The organism is Castellaniella sp., assembly GCF_034674885.1.
Taxonomy (GTDB): domain Bacteria; phylum Pseudomonadota; class Gammaproteobacteria; order Burkholderiales; family Burkholderiaceae_B; genus Castellaniella.
Map to the genome: position 1 here is coordinate 24,397 of NZ_JAUCDS010000028.1, position 15,338 is coordinate 39,734.

The window sequence follows — 15,338 nt, forward strand, 5'->3', positions numbered from 1 at the left end:
GGAGGCGCCACCATGGGTACACCGGCAAAAAACACAGTCTGCATCTGGTATGACAACGATGCCGAAGGGGCGGCCCGCTTTTACGCCGCTACTTTTCCCGATTCTTTCGTAGGAGCCGTGCACCGCGCGCCTGGCGACTATCCCTCTGGCAGGGAAGGCGATGTCTTGGTCGTGGAGTTCACGGTCATGGGCATCCCCTGCATCGGGCTCAATGGCGGGCCGGCCTTCAAGCAGTGTGAGGCCTTTTCATTCCAGATCGCCACGGTGGATCAGGATGAGACCGACCGATATTGGAATGCAATCGTCGGCAACGGCGGCCAGGAAAGCGAGTGCGGGTGGTGCAAGGACAAGTGGGGCGTCTCGTGGCAGATCACGCCGGTGGCCTTGACCCAGGCATACACCGGCGCCGATCGCGCCGCCGCCAAGCGCGTGTTCGCCGCCATGTTGACCATGGGAAAGATCGATGTCGCAGCGATCGAAGCAGCCCGACGGGGCAGCAGCAACGGGGGAACTTCATCATTGTAAGTTTGGCGTAAGAATCGCGTGCTATTAATATCATTGTGGGGTATTTCACCCATTTTTTTATATTGATTGCCGGATCGTCATGAATGGTTTTTCGTATATTGCCGGAGACCATTGTATTTAATATGTTTGCCACGTTTTCGGGGCTTTCCGGGGTGGCGGGTTTCTCGTTAAGGGTTTGCGGATATTTTTTCCGCAAGCCTTTTTTATTGCGCTTTTTGCCTGGTCTGGTGTTTTCCCTAGCTGCTGCGAAAAAGTCCTAAACGCATGATTTATTGTCAGAAATGAAGCGGCGTTCAGGCGATCGCTTTGATAATCTACTCCTGCATTTTTGAATTCAAAATAATTAGAATCACTGGCCCTGGAAAATAGAAACCGGCATGTTTGGATTCGATTTTCAGATTCTGGGCAATATGACGTTCCATCGTGAATATCAAGTATCTGCATTCTCCATTCAGGATGGGGCGTGAACTTGTTTTATCCCGTCATAACAGGACAGAGGAGACATTATCGTGACACACCAGGATCGGCGTATCGAATCCCCATACTCGGCCACACGCCGCAGTTTTCTCAAGACTTCCGCTGGGGCTGCCGGCGCGCTGGCGGTGCCGGCCTTCTACGGCAAGGCGGCCTTTGCTCAGCAAAAGGATTATCCGAAACTTGGAAACTACCCGGATGGCGTGGCCGGGGATACCGTGACGGCCGGCCTGACCCTGGATCTGACCGGGCCATATTCCGCCGAGGGCAACGGCCAGAAACGCGGTTTCGAGCTGGCTGCCGAGATGATCAACAAGGGCGATCCGCGCGTGCGCAAGATTTCTCCCTTGACCAAGGAAGGCATACTCGGAAAAAAACTGGTGCTGGCCGTCGGTGACGCGGAAACCAAACCCAACAGTGCCGTGCAGGCCGCCACGCGATTCATCCGCCAGGACAAAGCCATGATGATCGCGGGCAGCGTCAGCAGTTCCGTGGCGATTGCCTTGCAGAATACCTGCGATCGCGCCAAGACACTGTACTTCCCCATCATCAGCGGTTCCAGCGATACCACCGGCAAGGATTGCCGACGCTATGGCTTTCGCCTGTGTCATCACGCCTACACGGCATCCAAGGCCATCGCTCCGGTCCTGGCCGAGGCCTATGGCAAGAACATCAAGGCCATCCACCTGGTCCCGGACTACAACTATGGCCACTCCATCCACGAATTCATGAAGAAATTCACGGAAGAGCAAGGCTGGACAACCATCGACACGCCGCAGATACACCCCCTGGGCGCAACCGATTACAGCGCCTATATGCTGAACATCGCCAACAGCGGCGCCGACATCCTGATCAATCACGACTACGGCGCCGATGCCGTCAACTCGGCCAAGCAGGCGCACCAGTTCGGCGTGCTCAAGAAAATGAAGATGTGCGTGCCCTACATGCCCGCCTACATGCTCGAAGAAGTCGGTCCCGAAATCATGGAAGGCGTCTACGGCACGATGGTTTTCTGGCATGCCTATTCCGAACAGAACGAAATCGCGCGCGATTTCGTCGAGGCCTACGAGGCGAAATTCGGCGCCAAGCCTCGCGACCCGGAACACAACGCCTACATGACCACCTTGTTGTGGGCCGACGCCATCGAGCGCGCCGGCACGTTCCACCCCGCCGAGGTCGCCAAGGCGCTCGAGGACGGCATCAACCACAAGCGTCCGTACACCATGGGCGGGGAAGCCTACTTCCGTGCCGAGGACCATGACGGCGCCGCCAACTTCACCATTGTGCGCGGCAAAAAACCAGCGGACATCAAGGACAAGGACGACCTGGTCGACATCGTGGCCATCGCCGACGGGGTTGCTACCCTGCCGCCGGTCGGTTATGCCGGCTGCAAGATGACCGACTACACCTAGGGCAAACCGCGAGGCGCCCATGCTGCAAACGCATGGGCGCGCTGTTTCATTCAATCGTGACAAGGGGGGAATATGCCTGGAATCGGCTTATTCATGTCTCAGGTCTTCAATGGGCTGGCGCTCGGGATCCTGCTTGCCCTGATCGCCGCCGGGTTGACCATCATCTATGGCACTTTGGGCCTGATCAATTTTGCCCACGGCGCGCTGTTCGTCGTGGGAGCATACGCGGGTTTCTCGACCTACCTGGCGACGGAATCCTTTGTGCTGAGCATTGCCGCTGGTGCTTTGGCTGCCATGGTCGTGGGGTTGGTGCTTGAACGTGGCCTGATCCGGAAATTCTACAGCCGGCCGGTTGAGGATCAGATTCTCGTGACCTTCGGCATCAGCATTGTGGTGGTCGAGATCATTCGCGCTATCTATGGCGGGGTGGGCCAACGGGTTCCGGTGCCGTCCTGGGGGGAAGGCGTCGTGGACATGGGCTTCGTGACCTATCCCCTGTACCGCATCGAGATCCTGCTGATCGCCGCCGTGGCGCTGGGCCTGTGCTGGCTGGTGCTTTATCGCACTCGTCTGGGCTTGATCGTGCGCTCGGGGATCGAGGACTCCCTGATGGTGCGCTTGCTGGGCATCGATATCCAGCGCGCCTTTCTCGTGGTGTTTGGTGTCGGGGCCGCAGCGGCCGGCTTTGCCGGCATGATCTATGCGCCGATCGTGTCGATCGTGCCGGACATGGGCTTTCGCGTGCTGATTCAGTCGTTCGTCGTGGTGGTGCTGGGCGGGGTCGGTTCATTTCCGGGAGCGGTGCTGGGCGGCCTGGTGGCGGGGCAGATTCTCAGCCTGACGTCGCTGTTCAACCCCGTGTATTCCGATGTCATGCTGTTTGCGGCCATGGCATTGATCCTGATCGTTCGGCCTCAGGGGCTGTTGGGTGTGGAGGGCAGGGCATGAGCCGGCATGATGATTCCGTGGCAATCCAGCCGGGCGTTGTGGCGCCCGAGAGCGGGGCGGTTGCGCTTCCCTCGACCGGTCTGCAACGCCGTTACAAGGCCGAGGGCCTGACCATTGTGGTGCTGGCGGTGGCGCCGTTTCTGGCACCGCTCGTTGGCGCCGGTCCCGATCTCCTGGGCCGGGTGCTGATCTGGGGCCTGTTCGGCCTGGGCTTTGACCTGCTGTTCGGCTACGCGGGCCTACTGTCTTTCGGGCAGGCGGCTTTCTACGGCACAGGCGCTTTCGTGACGGCCTACCTGATGACCAGCGGCATCGTGGAGAACATGCTGCTGGCCTTGCTGCTGTCGGTGGTGGCGGCTGCCGTGCTGGGCTTGATGATTGGTTATCTGACCCTCAGGCGCAGCGGCATCTATTTCGCCATGAGCACCCTGGCCTTTGCCGAAATGATCTACTTTCTGGAATTTGGCCCCTTGCGTGACTGGACCGGCGGCGAAAACGGGATCCCCGGGATTCCCGAGGCCTCGATCGATCTGGGTTTCTTCAGCTATGTGATCGAGCCCGGCTGGCCTATGTATGCCTTTCTGGCCGCCATGTTCTTCATCGGCTTCGTGCTGGCCAGGCGGATCTCGTTTTCCCCGTTCGGTGTCATTCTGACGGCGATTCGCGACAATCCCCAGCGTGCAATGGCCGTGGGACACAGCATTCAGACTTACAAGCTGGCGATCTTTGTGGTGGCAGCGGGCTTCGGCGGAGTGGCCGGCGGCTTGCTGGGGCTGTTTCAGGGGTACATGCCGCCTGATGCCTTCAACATTCACACGTCGGCAGAAGTCGTCATCCAGACCGTGATGGGCGGGGCGGGCACGCTGTTCGGCCCTCTGTTGGGCGCCCTGATCTGGCTGTATCTGTTCGAAGTGCTCCAGTTCGTCGAAGCAGTGGGTTCGTATTGGCGCCTGATCCTGGGGGTGATCTTTGTGGTCCTGGTGACGGTGTTCCGGCGCGGCATCTGCGGCGAGTTCATTGCCTGGCAGGCGCGTCGGGTTGCCCGGCGTGTCGCGACCGCCGTGGGATCGGCAAGGCCTGCCGCGCGCTCGGACCGTCACCGGCTGGTCATGCGTGAATCTGCACCGTTGCCGGCGGGCACGCCCGTCTTGCGAGCCGACAATATCGCCAAGCACTACGGCGGCCTCAAGGCGGTCAAGGGCGTGTCCATCGAGGTTCAGGAGGGCGAGCTGCGCGGCCTGATCGGCCCCAACGGCGCCGGCAAGTCGACGTTCTTTCGCATGCTGGCTGGCGAGATCCAGCCCACGTCAGGCACGGTGCATTTGCGCGGGGCCGAGATCACCGGGGTCGGCGTCACCCGGGTGTGCCAGCTCGGGATGAGCAAGTCCTATCAGGTCAATGAACTGTTCGATGCCCTGACGGTGCGCCAGAACATCCTGATGTCGGTTCTGGGCCAGAAGCGCGGTCCCTTCCGCTTCGATGCATTGGCGACTGTCGGTGGCGTTAAGGGGTGTCACGCGCAAGTCGAAGCGGCCATCGAACTGGTTGAACTGACGGTGCGTGCCGATACGCCCGTCCATGAGCTGTCCTACGGGGAAAAGCGGCGGGTCGAAATCGGCCTGGCCCTGGCCACGGGCGCCAACGTGCTGCTGCTCGACGAACCCCTGGCGGGCATGAGCCCGGAGGAACGTGTGCATGCCGTGGCCTTGCTCAAGACCATCCGCAAGGGCCGCACGGTGCTGATCGTCGAACACGACATGGATGCCATGTTCGAACTGGCTGATCGCATCACCGTGCTGTATGACGGCAATTTCCTGGCCGAGGGCACGCCCGAGGAAATCAAGGCCAACACGTCCGTGCAGGACGCCTACCTGGGAGGATTCGGACAATGAGTCTGCTGAGCGCGGAGCGCATCAATACCTATTATGGGGATTCCCACATCCTCTTTGACGTTTCGGTCGACATCCAGGAGAACGAAGTCGTGGCGCTGCTGGGGCGCAACGGCGCAGGCAAATCGACCCTGCTCAAGACGCTGGCGGGCGCCCTGACCCCGAAGTCAGGTTCGATCCAGTTCGCGGGCGCTTCCATCCATGACAGACAGGCGCATGAGATCGCCCGCCTGGGCTTGCAGCTGGTGCCCGAGGAGCGCCGCGTGATCGGCGGCATCACGGTGCACGAAAACCTGAAACTTGCAGCCATGACAGCTGCAAAGCCCTTGAGTTTCGAAGAGATCTACCGTACTTTTCCGCGCTTGGACGAACGACGCACCAACAAGGGGCGCGAGCTTTCGGGCGGTGAACAGCAGATGGTGGCGATCGCCAGGGCGATGATACGCGATGCGCGTCTGATCCTCTTGGACGAACCCTTCGAGGGGCTGGCACCCCTGATCGTGCGCGATCTGATGCGGGTCTGCCAGGAACTGGCCAGCCAGGGGCGCACGATCCTGGTGGTCGAGCAGAACGTGGCTGCCGCACTGTCCATGGCCAGCCGCTGCTATTTGCTCAACACCGGCCACATCGTCTTCAGCGGGTCCAGCGATGAACTTCGCGCCCGCACCGATGTCATGAACCGGTATCTGGGGGTCGCGGCCTGAGCGGCCATCCCACGGGCGAGCAGGGCCAGGGGGCTCGGCTCGCCCTTCAGCACGCATATGATCAAGGAGGTCGGCAATGTCAGGTGCAATCGATTCCATTCTGGTGGAACAGCGGGTGTTCGAGCCGGTGCCCGAATTCAAGGCGGCCGCTGCGGTATCGGGCATGGAGGCCTATCAGGCCCTGTGCGACCAGGCTCGCGGCGATCCCGACGGGTTCTGGGGCGATATGGCCCGCGAGAATCTGGTGTGGCGCACACCTTTCACTCGCGTCCTCGACGAATCCGATGCGCCGTTCTACCGCTGGTTCGACGACGGCGAACTGAACGTCTCGGAAAATTGCATCGATGTGCATCTGAACAACGGCAATGCGGACAAGCCGGCGATCATATTCGAAGCCGATGATGGCACGGTGACGACGGTCAACTTCCGCGAACTGCATGCGCGCGTCTGCCGCATCGCCAACGGGATCGCCGGCCTGGGGTATCGCAAGGGCGAGCGGGCCATCATCTACATGCCGATGTCCATCGAAGCCATTGCATGCATGCAGGCCTGCGCACGCCTGGGCATCACGCATTCGGTGGTATTCGGCGGCTTTTCCACCAAAAGCCTGCATCAGCGCATCGTCGATGTCGAGGCCAGCCTGGTCATCACTGCCGATGAACAGATGCGTGGCGGGCGGGCCATCCCCCTGAAGGCCGCAGTGGACGAGGCGCTGGCAGAACCGGATGCGGATCGGGTGCGTCACGTCATCGTCTATCGTCGCAGCGGCGGGCACGTGGACTGGCGCGAGGGTCGTGACTGCTGGCTGCACGATGTCGAAGAAGGCCAGCCCGATACCTGCGATCCAGTGCCGGTAGAGGCGGAACATCCCTTGTTCATCTTGTATACCTCGGGGTCCACCGGCAAGCCCAAGGGGGTGCAGCACAGTTCGGCGGGCTACCTGCTCTGGTCCAAGATGAGCGCGCAATGGGTCTTTGACGCCAAGCCCGACGACATCTTCTGGTGCACGGCCGACATTGGCTGGGTTACCGGGCACAGCTACATTGTCTACGGCACCATGGCGGCGGGAATGACGCAGATCGTCTTCGAGGGTGTCCCAACGTATCCGGATGCTGGTCGTTTCTGGGACATGATCCAGCGCCACAGAGTCACGATCTTCTACACGGCGCCAACCGCCATCCGCTCGCTGATCAAGGCAAGCAGCGCGGATCCGTCGACGGCGCCCGCTGCTTACGATCTGTCCAGCCTGCGGTTGCTGGGCTCGGTGGGCGAACCCATCAACCCGGAAGCCTGGATCTGGTATCACGAGCAGGTCGGCGCAGGTCGCTGCCCGGTGGTCGACACCTGGTGGCAGACCGAAACCGGCGGTCATATCCTGACCCCGCTGCCCGGCGCAACGCCGCTCAAGCCGGGGTCCTGCACCTTGCCGTTGCCGGGTATCGAGATCGACGTCGTCGATGAATCCGGCCGCAGCCTGCCGGCAGGCAAGGGCGGATACCTGGTGATCACCCGCCCCTGGCCCGCCATGATCCGGACGGTGTGGGGCGACGCTGACCGCTACGTCAAAAGCTATTTCCCGCCCGAGTTCGGCGGCGCCTATCTGTCGGGAGACAGCGCGCAACTCGATGACGACGGCTATTGCTGGATCATGGGCCGCACCGACGACGTGTTGAGCGTATCCGGGCATCGCCTGGGTGGCACCGAGATCGAATCCACGCTGGTCGCCCACGAGGCGGTGGCCGAGGCTGCAGTCGTCGGTCGTCCTGACTCCGTGACCGGCGAGGCCGTGGTGGCTTTCGTCGTGCCCAGGCATGAACTGCCCAGCGAGGCGGATGCGCCCGCTTTGGCAGGGGCCCTGAGAGATTGGGTCATGCGCGAGGTCGGACCGATCGCCAAACCGCGCGAGATCTGGTTCGGCAACGCCATGCCAAAGACGCGATCAGGCAAAATCATGCGGCGTTTGTTGCGTATCGTCGCTGAAAATGGAGAAATCACGCAGGATACGTCAACGCTGGAAAACCCCGACGCTTTAAATCGCTTGCATGGGCCATACTAGACTCGGGCGGTTTCGTTCATGAAGCGCGCCGCATTGGCGCGCTGACCTTACATTGAGGGTCGTATGCGCTTCGAGCCCGAAGTCCATTTTGCATTGAGCTGTACTGTCCTGTCGTTTCCGGATGCCGCCGCAGTGACCGAGCCCAGCTGCGGCAGCCCGCGTTTATTGTTTCCGACCACGGGTGTTCTGCTGGTGTCGGGGGATGACGGGCACTGGGTCGTTTCGTCTTCTCGTGCCATCTGGCTGACGGGCAGCGACGGCCATCGGCATATCCGCGCCCTGGGCGATGTGCGGATGAAAGCCTTCGTGTTCGGATCGGATCATTCGCTCAAGCTTCCCGAACAGAGCTGCGTGCTGCATGTCACGCCGTTGCTGCGCGAGGTCATGCGGTCCCTGGCGCAGTACAGCCAGCAACCTCAGCCTGGCCGCAAGGCAGCTTTGCTCAAGGAACTGCTGCTGGAAAAGATCATCGACCGCCCGGACGTCCCGATCGAGCTCCCCGAGCCGCGCGACCGGCGTTTGGCGGCGATCTGCACGCACATCCAGCTTCATCCGGACGATGCAACAACGCTGAGCCAGTTTGCGCAGAATATGGACTGCAGCGAGCGCACATTGCATCGCTTGTTCCTGCAGGAAACGGGGATCAGCTTCACGGTCTGGCGTCATCAGGCCAAGCTGCGCCTGGCGCTCGAATGGCTGGAACAAGGCCGATCCATCCTGGATATCGCCCTGGACCTGGGCTACCAGAACCAGGGGGCCTTCACCGCCATGTTCCGCAGGTATCTTGGCGTGGCGCCCAGCCAGTATGTCCGGCCTGCGTCGTCGCCTGCTTTTTCGGCGGCGCGCCAGGGCTCCGGCCCCGCTTTCCGGGGCAAGACGAAGCAGGATCCCGCTTCGGCAATGCGCCGGGAACCTGGGCTGGCCAATTCATGGAACAGCCTCGCCCTGCCTGAGCGCCGGCCACGGGCTACTGCTTGATCGCCTCGATCTGTATCACCAGCCGCACGCTGTCCGGAATGCCGGGCAGGCCGAAATTCATGCCCCAGTCGCTGCGCTGGATGGTCGCCTCGAAGTCCCCCCCGCAGACGTCGCGCTGGATGCGCTTGTTCGTGTAGCAATTGAAGTGATTGGCCTTCAGCAGGACTGGCTTTTGCACCCCGAGCAGCGTCAGGGTGCCGGAAACGCTGCTGACCCGATCATCTTCGAAGGCGAAGGCACTGCTTTGGAAGGTGACGTCGGGAAATGCGGTCACGTCGAAGAAATCCTTGTTGCGCAGGTGCCCGTCGAAGCCCTTCGAGCCGCTGTTGATCGAGGCCGGGTCGATGTGGATCTTCGCCTGCCCCTTCTTCGCCGCTTGGTCGAGTTCGACGGTGCCCGTGATGGTATCGAAACGTCCCCGGGTGGTGGACGTTCCGTTATGGACGACTTCGAACGTGACGAAACTGTGATCGGGTTCGACTTCGTAGAGGGTGTTCTGGGCCTGTGCCTGGAATGCATAGGCGGACAGGCCTAGTACGGCCGCGACAAGTAGTTTCGACATGGGAGTCCTTGCAATAAAATGTCTGAATCAGTTCTGAATACAAGCTGACACTGTTCAGTCTATGGGATTCGCACATGGCTCGTAAGGGCGATGCTGCGGTTCCTCTGATGTGCATCAAATAGTGCTGATTAACAAAAAATGATGCGTGTACGTATGAAAATGTGTGCGCTTCGCGTGATAAATATCGCGATCGCCATTTGAACAAGAGACGAACCTCATTCCCAGGAGCCATCATGTCCTTCCAAGGCCAATGCCACTGCGGTACCGTCAAGTTTTCCGTAGACGCCCCCTTGCCGACGCAGGCGGTCAGCTGCAATTGTTCCCATTGCCGCGCCAAAGGCTTTCTGCTGGCGTTCTTTCCCACAGAAAAATTCAGCCTGACTCAAGGCCAGGACTCGCTACGCTCCTATCGCTTCAACACTCATCAGATCGAGCACCAGTTCTGCTCCGTGTGCGGAACCCAGGCTTTTACCTTGGGCGCACTACCCGATGGCACGCCCATGCGCGCAGTCAATCTGCGCTGCGTCCCGCAGGCGGATCTGGATGCGCTCGACCTGACCCGCTACGACGGGGCGAACCTGCGCTAGTTTTGTACCGGGTGTATTAGGGCGTTTGGGCGGCCTTGGGCCGCCGCAGGCCTTTGCTGCGGGCAGGCCGGCTATTTCAGCAGACGCGCCAGCTCGACTGCGGTGCGTACATGCATCTTGGCCAGGATGTGCGAGCGGTGCACTTCGACCGTGCGCATGCTGATGCCCATCATGTCGGCGATGACCTTGTTCATCTTGCCGTCCAGGATCAGGTCCATGACTTCGCGTTCGCGCGACGACAACGAGGCCAGGCGCGATTGCACCAGTGCCTGATCGCCGGCTTCCAGCGATGCCTGCAGCGCTTCTTGCACGCGATCCATCAGCTTGTTGTCGTTGAAGGGCTTTTCAAAGAAATCGAAGGCTCCGCGTTTCAGGCTGTCGACCGCCATCGGAACGTCGCCGTGGCCGGTCAGGAAAATGACGGGCATGCGCCGGGTCAGGCCCCGGGTCGCCAGGGTATCGAACAGCAGCGCGCCGCTCATGTCGGGCATCCGCATGTCCAGCAGCAGGCAGTCGCCTTCGGGACTGAATGCGTAGTCCTCGCCCAGCATCGCGAGAAAGGCCTGGACCCCGTCGTAGCCTGCGGCGTCGATCAGGCGGGACTGCGCCAGCCAGATCAGCGAATCCCGGATTGCTTCTTCATCGTCGACGATGTGTAGCACCTTGTTGTCTCCCTCCCTGGGGTGCGTTGGGCCGGCCTGTCACACGGCGGCTCTATTTTTTCATGTTTTCGGCCGTCGTGGACGCAGGCAGCGAGAAGCGGAAGATCGTGCCTCCGCCCGGATTGTCGGCGTAGATCAGGGTGCCGCCGTGGAATTCCACCACGGTGCGGCAGATCTTCAGGCCCATGCCCATGCCGTCGGATTTGGTGGAAAAGAAGGGCGAGAACAGCCGTTCCCGGGCATGTTGCTCGATGCCGCTGCCTCGGTCGGCCACGCTGATCGTCACGCTGCCGGGGGCGCTCGGGTCGGAGCCCGCGCCGATCCGCAGGATGCGGCGTTCGGGTTCGACGTCGCGCATGGCTTCGATGGCGTTGCGGGTCAGGTTGAGCAGCACCTGCTCCAGCATCATCGGGTCGGCCAGCACGGCCGGAGTATCCGGCTGGATGTCGGATTCGATCTTGATGAAGTGCTGCCCGGCCTGCAGCTCGGCCAATTGGACGACATCGGCGATCAGGGGGGGGAGCTGGACGGTTTCCCGGTGAGGTTCGCGCCGTTTGGCGAATGTATGGACGCTGCGGATGATGTGCCCTGCGCGTTGCGCCTGGGTGTTGGCTTTCTCCAGCGCGCCGCGGATGCGCTCCAGGCTGGCGCTGTCAGGCTGCGCGGCCGGGTTTTGCAACAGGTTCAGGGCACCGGTCGTGTAGCTCGTGATGGCAGCCAGCGGTTGATTCAGTTCGTGCGCCAGCGTCGATGCGATTTCCCCCATGGTGACCATCCTGGCGCTAGCCTGGAGTTTTTCCTGCTGGCGCCGGTTCAGTTCCTCGAACCGCTTGCGGTCGGAGATGTCCAGGATCGAGCTCATCCAGCCCGTCTGCTGACCGCTTTCGTCGACCAGCGCGGATTCGTAGACCAGCACGGGAAAGCGCTCGGTCTTGTTGCGCAGGAAAATCGTTTCAAAGCCATTGGGATTGATCATGCCGGCCATGCGCTGCGCGAAGCGTGCCTGGTAGTCCTGCATGACCTCCGGGGCCCAGTAGGGCATGGGAGGCGCGCATCCGATCAGGGCTTCGGCCGGCATGCCGACCATGCGGCAGAACGCCGGATTGACATAGGTGATCCTGCCGTTCAGGTCGTATACCCGCAGGCCGGTCACCAGGGAGTCCTCCATGGCGGTGCGAAAGGCGACCTGTTCGCGCAGGGCGCGTTCCACAACCATCCGGCGGTTGATGTCGCGCCATAAGGCGGCCAGGCTCCAGAACAGCCCCAGTGTCAGGCCGACGATGACGATGACCAGCAGGTTGGACAGCAGATTCGGGGCCCCCTTGACGCTGTCGGTGCGCAGTGTGATGTCCGCGTAGGGCAGGTTCAGGTCATGCGCGTAGGTATATACACCGCGCCCCGCGCCGCCTGCGGCCCGTTGGCCCAGCGTGTTCTCGTGGCGGTCCGTCAGGCGGATTTCGTTTTTCTGGGCGAACCACCATGGCACCATCTGTTCCAGGATCCCGCCCAGGGAATAGGTGGCGATCACGCTGCCGACGTAGCGCCCACCTTGGTGAACCGGAAAGAGATAGTCCATCAGGGCGGGATGACGCGCGTCTGTCGGCGGATTTGGCTGGGTATATTCCGGCGTGTTGGTGCTGCTTACCCGGGCCAGCTTCACGCGCAGCGGCTCGGGTAGGTCCTGCAGGGACAGATCGACCTTGTGATCGGAGGCTGTCACCGTGCCGTTGGCATCGATCCAGGCAATGCGCGCGAGTTCGTGGTGGGTGCGCTGCAGGAAACGCATCCGCGCCAGCAGTTTTTCCCCCGACAGGTGACCGGCTGCGATCTCATTGGCCAGCGACCGGATGTCGTCTTCATTGCGCCCGAGTTGAAAGCGGATGGTCTGCTCGACCCACAGCGTGTCGGCGATCAGCTGTTCCTGGCGGTCCGTGGATTCCATCTGCTGGGCCTGGCGCGGCAGCCAGATCACGGTGGTCAGGAACAGAAGCGCGCACAGGATCGGAACCAGCCATTGCCAAGTGCGCCGGCGGACGAGCGGAGCGTAGGACGGAAGAAGACTCATGCTGGATAGGGGGCTGTCTGCCTTCCGTTGGGCGGATGGCGCCGGGGTCATGGCGGAAGTGATGCCGTCCCCAGTGTAGCCGAGCCGCCGGAGGCGAAACCTTGCCGCCCCCGGCGTCCGATTGTGGATTTCCACAGTTGAAACGCCTGTCCTGGTTGCTGACAATGGCCCCGTACTTTTTAACCCCCAGACTTCGGGACCCCGGATATTGCCTCAGCAATGAAGTTCTTCGCCATCCTGCTCGCCTGCGCGCTGACGTGCCCCTTGGCAGTCTATGCGCAAGAGGAACCCATCCTGATCAGGTTCAGTCACGTGGTTGCCTCGGATACGCCCAAGGGCAAGGCTGCTGAACGGTTCAAGGAATTGGCCGAGCAGGCCACGGAAGGGCGCGTCCGCGTGCAGGTCTATCCCAATAGCGAGCTCTATCGGGATCGCGAGGAACTCGAGGCCTTGCAACTGGGCGCCGTGGAAATGATCGCGCCGTCCCTGTCCAAGTTCGGGCCGCTGGGTGCGCGGGAATTCCAGGTGTTCGATCTGCCGTTCATGTTCCCCGACATGGCCGCACTGCACCGGATCACGGACGGGCCGATCGGCGAGGGCATGTTGCACCGCCTGCGGCTCAAGGGCGTCATCGGCCTGGCGTTCTGGGATAACGGTTTCAAGTCTTTTTCCGCCAATCGACCGGTGCATGTGCCTGCCGATCTGGCGGGTTTGCGGATGCGGATCCAGCCTTCCAGAGTGCTGGATGCCCAGATGAGGGCCCTGGGCGCCCAGCCGATGACCCTGCGGTTCGGCGAGGTCTATGACGCGCTGGCGGCCGGGGTGGTGGACGGCACCGAGAATCCGCCCTCCAATTTCTACACGCAGGGCATGCAGGACGTGCAATCGCACTTCACCGTGTCCAATCATGGCTACCTGGGCTATGCCGTGATCGTCAACAGAAAATTCTGGGAAGGGCTGCCTCCCGATATTCGCCGCGAACTCGAAGGTGCGATGCGGGAGGCAACTCGCTACGCCAGTTCGATCGCCCAGGAAGAAAACGATCGCGCCCTGGCAGCGATCCGGGCTTCCGGCAAGACGCAGGTCGACGTCCTGAGCGAGTCCGGACGCGCGGCCTGGAAACAGGCTCTGGCTGGCGTCAGTGCCGACATGCAGGCCCATATCGGTGCGGACCTGATTGCCGATATCCGGCGTGCCATCGAGGCCCCCTAGGGATCAATACGATTTTCCGATGTTTCACTCTGTCATTTTCATAAAACCAGGAGACCTTCCTATGAGCATCCGCATTCCTTTCGTCAAAACGCTGGGCGTGTGCCTCGCGCTGGCCTTTTCCTCGGCGGCGCTGGCTGATCAGCCGGTCGTCATCAAGTTCAGCCACGTCGTAGCCGAGAACACCCCCAAGGGCCAGGGCGCCTTGAAGTTCAAGGAACTCGCCGAAGCTGCCTTGCCGGGCAAGGTGCAAGTGCAGATCTTCCCGAACTCCCAGCTGTTTGGCGACGGCAAGGAAATGGAAGCCCTGCTGCTGGGCGACGTGCAGATCATCGCCCCGTCCCTGGCGAAATTCGACCGCTACACCAAGAAGCTGCAGGTTTTCGATCTGCCCTTCATGTTCGACGATGTGGCTGCCCTGGACCGCTTCCAGGCCAGCCCGGCGGGCCAGGAATTGCTGGACTCCATGAAGTCCAAGGGCATCCAGGGCCTGGCCTACTGGCACAACGGCATGAAGCAGATGTCCACCAACAAGGACCAACTGGTTCGCCCCGAAGACATCAAGGGCCTGAAGTTCCGCATCCAGTCGTCCGACGTGCTGGAGGCTCAATTCCGCCAGCTGGGCGCCAATCCGCAGAAGCTGGCCTTCTCCGAGGTCTACCAGGCGCTGCAGACCGGCGTGGTGGATGGGGCTGAAAATCCCTGGTCCAACATCTACTCGCAGAAATTCCACGAAGTGCAAAAGACCATCGCCGTCACCAACCACGGTGCGCTGGACTACATGGTCATCACCAATTCCGGCTGGTGGGACGGTCTGCCCGAGGATGTTCGCGCGGGTCTGAAGCAAGCCATGAGCGGGGCGACGGAATATGCCAACAAGCTTGCGGCCGAGATCAACGACCGTGACCAGCAGCGCATCGCCGAAGCCGGCAAGGCCAGGATCCAGACCCTGACCAAGCGGGACATCGCCGCCTGGCGCGAGGCTGTCCGGCCCGTCTGGTCGAAGTTCTCGGGTCAGATCGGCGAAGACCTGATTGCGAAAGCGCGCGCCTCCAACGAGGAGTGATGGCTGCGCGATGGCAGTCGCTGCATGAATGAGCGCCTGCCGTCGTGCGCCGTCGCGTGTCCGGCCTCCCGGCCGGACACGCTGCTGTCTTGATTCTGCGGCTGCTGCTTTGCAGCCGTTCACCATCCCGATCCAAGGACTTCCTTACCATGTTGAAAAACTGGCTGGAACACATCGAGGAAGGCCTGATTGCCTTCCTGC

Annotated in this window: 13 protein-coding genes; 10 read left to right on the plus strand and 3 right to left on the minus strand. The window is 61.5% G+C overall.

The window, feature by feature from the left end; all coding sequences use genetic code 11:
• Nucleotides 1-12: 12 nt before the first annotated feature.
• The 7 genes from VDP74_RS13165 (at nucleotide 13) to VDP74_RS13195 (ending at nucleotide 8,986) form a co-directional block, all read left to right on the plus strand.
• Nucleotides 13-525 (plus strand): VOC family protein, encoded by a 513-nt coding sequence (locus VDP74_RS13165; protein WP_323000097.1) that lies wholly within the window; start codon nucleotides 13-15, stop codon nucleotides 523-525.
• Nucleotides 526-1,034: 509 nt separating this feature from the next.
• Entirely contained in the window at nucleotides 1,035-2,411 is a 1,377-nt protein-coding gene (locus VDP74_RS13170) for an ABC transporter substrate-binding protein (protein WP_323000098.1), read from the plus strand.
• 93 nt (nucleotides 2,412-2,504) lie between these two features.
• Nucleotides 2,505-3,359, plus strand: coding sequence for a branched-chain amino acid ABC transporter permease (locus VDP74_RS13175; RefSeq protein WP_323000099.1), 855 nt, complete (start codon nucleotides 2,505-2,507; stop codon nucleotides 3,357-3,359).
• Nucleotides 3,356-5,251: a branched-chain amino acid ABC transporter ATP-binding protein/permease gene (locus VDP74_RS13180; RefSeq protein WP_323000100.1), complete on the plus strand. Its 1,896-nt coding sequence runs from the start codon at nucleotides 3,356-3,358 to the stop codon at nucleotides 5,249-5,251. Before VDP74_RS13175 ends, VDP74_RS13180 begins: the two co-directional genes overlap by 4 nt.
• Entirely contained in the window at nucleotides 5,248-5,952 is a 705-nt protein-coding gene (locus tag VDP74_RS13185; RefSeq protein ID WP_323000101.1) for an ABC transporter ATP-binding protein, read from the plus strand. Before VDP74_RS13180 ends, VDP74_RS13185 begins: the two co-directional genes overlap by 4 nt.
• 76 nt (nucleotides 5,953-6,028) lie before the next feature.
• Nucleotides 6,029-8,008 carry an acetate--CoA ligase gene (acs, locus tag VDP74_RS13190; protein ID WP_323000102.1) on the plus strand — a complete coding sequence of 660 codons (1,980 nt, stop codon included), beginning with the start codon at nucleotides 6,029-6,031 and terminating at the stop codon, nucleotides 8,006-8,008.
• A 93-nt stretch (nucleotides 8,009-8,101) separates the two neighbouring features.
• Complete coding sequence (locus tag VDP74_RS13195; RefSeq protein ID WP_323000103.1) at nucleotides 8,102-8,986, plus strand: AraC family transcriptional regulator; 885 nt, start codon at nucleotides 8,102-8,104, stop codon at nucleotides 8,984-8,986.
• Here the strand turns inward: VDP74_RS13195 and VDP74_RS13200 are convergent.
• Nucleotides 8,976-9,548, minus strand: a complete 573-nt coding sequence (locus tag VDP74_RS13200; protein ID WP_323000104.1) for a YceI family protein — start codon at nucleotides 9,546-9,548, stop codon at nucleotides 8,976-8,978. The genes VDP74_RS13195 and VDP74_RS13200 overlap by 11 nt on opposite strands.
• Nucleotides 9,549-9,781: 233 nt before the next feature.
• Between VDP74_RS13200 and VDP74_RS13205 the strand changes: the two genes are divergently transcribed.
• Entirely contained in the window at nucleotides 9,782-10,135 is a 354-nt protein-coding gene (locus tag VDP74_RS13205) for a GFA family protein (RefSeq protein WP_323000105.1), read from the plus strand.
• Between the two features lie 71 nt (nucleotides 10,136-10,206).
• Here the strand turns inward: VDP74_RS13205 and VDP74_RS13210 are convergent, their stop codons facing one another.
• Together VDP74_RS13210 and VDP74_RS13215 are read right to left on the minus strand one after the other, a co-directional pair.
• A complete protein-coding gene (locus VDP74_RS13210) occupies nucleotides 10,207-10,797 on the minus strand; it encodes a response regulator transcription factor (RefSeq protein WP_323000106.1) in 591 nt (196 codons plus the stop codon).
• Nucleotides 10,798-10,849: 52 nt separating this feature from the next.
• The gene (locus VDP74_RS13215; protein ID WP_323000107.1) at nucleotides 10,850-12,862 is read right to left on the minus strand and encodes an ATP-binding protein; all 2,013 of its coding nucleotides are present in this window, start codon (nucleotides 12,860-12,862) and stop codon (nucleotides 10,850-10,852) included.
• Between the two features lie 219 nt (nucleotides 12,863-13,081).
• Between VDP74_RS13215 and VDP74_RS13220 the strand changes: the two genes are divergently transcribed.
• Nucleotides 13,082-14,074: a TRAP transporter substrate-binding protein gene (locus tag VDP74_RS13220; protein ID WP_323000108.1), complete on the plus strand. Its 993-nt coding sequence runs from the start codon at nucleotides 13,082-13,084 to the stop codon at nucleotides 14,072-14,074.
• Nucleotides 14,075-14,135: 61 nt separating this feature from the next.
• Nucleotides 14,136-15,137, plus strand: a complete 1,002-nt coding sequence (locus VDP74_RS13225) for a TRAP transporter substrate-binding protein (RefSeq protein WP_323000109.1) — start codon at nucleotides 14,136-14,138, stop codon at nucleotides 15,135-15,137.
• Nucleotides 15,138-15,338: the final 201 nt, after the last annotated feature.

Excerpts from the sequence above, each read along its gene's own strand:
- VDP74_RS13165 (WP_323000097.1), top strand. The coding sequence starts at position 13 with ATGGGTACACCGGCAAAAAACACAGTCTGCATCTGGTATGACAACGAT.
- VDP74_RS13175 (WP_323000099.1), top strand. The coding sequence starts at position 2,505 with ATGTCTCAGGTCTTCAATGGGCTGGCGCTCGGGATCCTGCTTGCCCTG.
- VDP74_RS13180 (WP_323000100.1), top strand. The coding sequence starts at position 3,356 with ATGAGCCGGCATGATGATTCCGTGGCAATCCAGCCGGGCGTTGTGGCG.
- VDP74_RS13185 (WP_323000101.1), top strand. The coding sequence starts at position 5,248 with ATGAGTCTGCTGAGCGCGGAGCGCATCAATACCTATTATGGGGATTCC.
- acs (WP_323000102.1), top strand. The coding sequence starts at position 6,029 with ATGTCAGGTGCAATCGATTCCATTCTGGTGGAACAGCGGGTGTTCGAG.
- VDP74_RS13200 (WP_323000104.1), bottom strand. The coding sequence starts at position 9,548 with ATGTCGAAACTACTTGTCGCGGCCGTACTAGGCCTGTCCGCCTATGCA.
- VDP74_RS13205 (WP_323000105.1), top strand. The coding sequence starts at position 9,782 with ATGTCCTTCCAAGGCCAATGCCACTGCGGTACCGTCAAGTTTTCCGTA.
- VDP74_RS13215 (WP_323000107.1), bottom strand. The coding sequence starts at position 12,862 with ATGAGTCTTCTTCCGTCCTACGCTCCGCTCGTCCGCCGGCGCACTTGG.
- VDP74_RS13220 (WP_323000108.1), top strand. The coding sequence starts at position 13,082 with ATGAAGTTCTTCGCCATCCTGCTCGCCTGCGCGCTGACGTGCCCCTTG.
- VDP74_RS13225 (WP_323000109.1), top strand. The coding sequence starts at position 14,136 with ATGAGCATCCGCATTCCTTTCGTCAAAACGCTGGGCGTGTGCCTCGCG.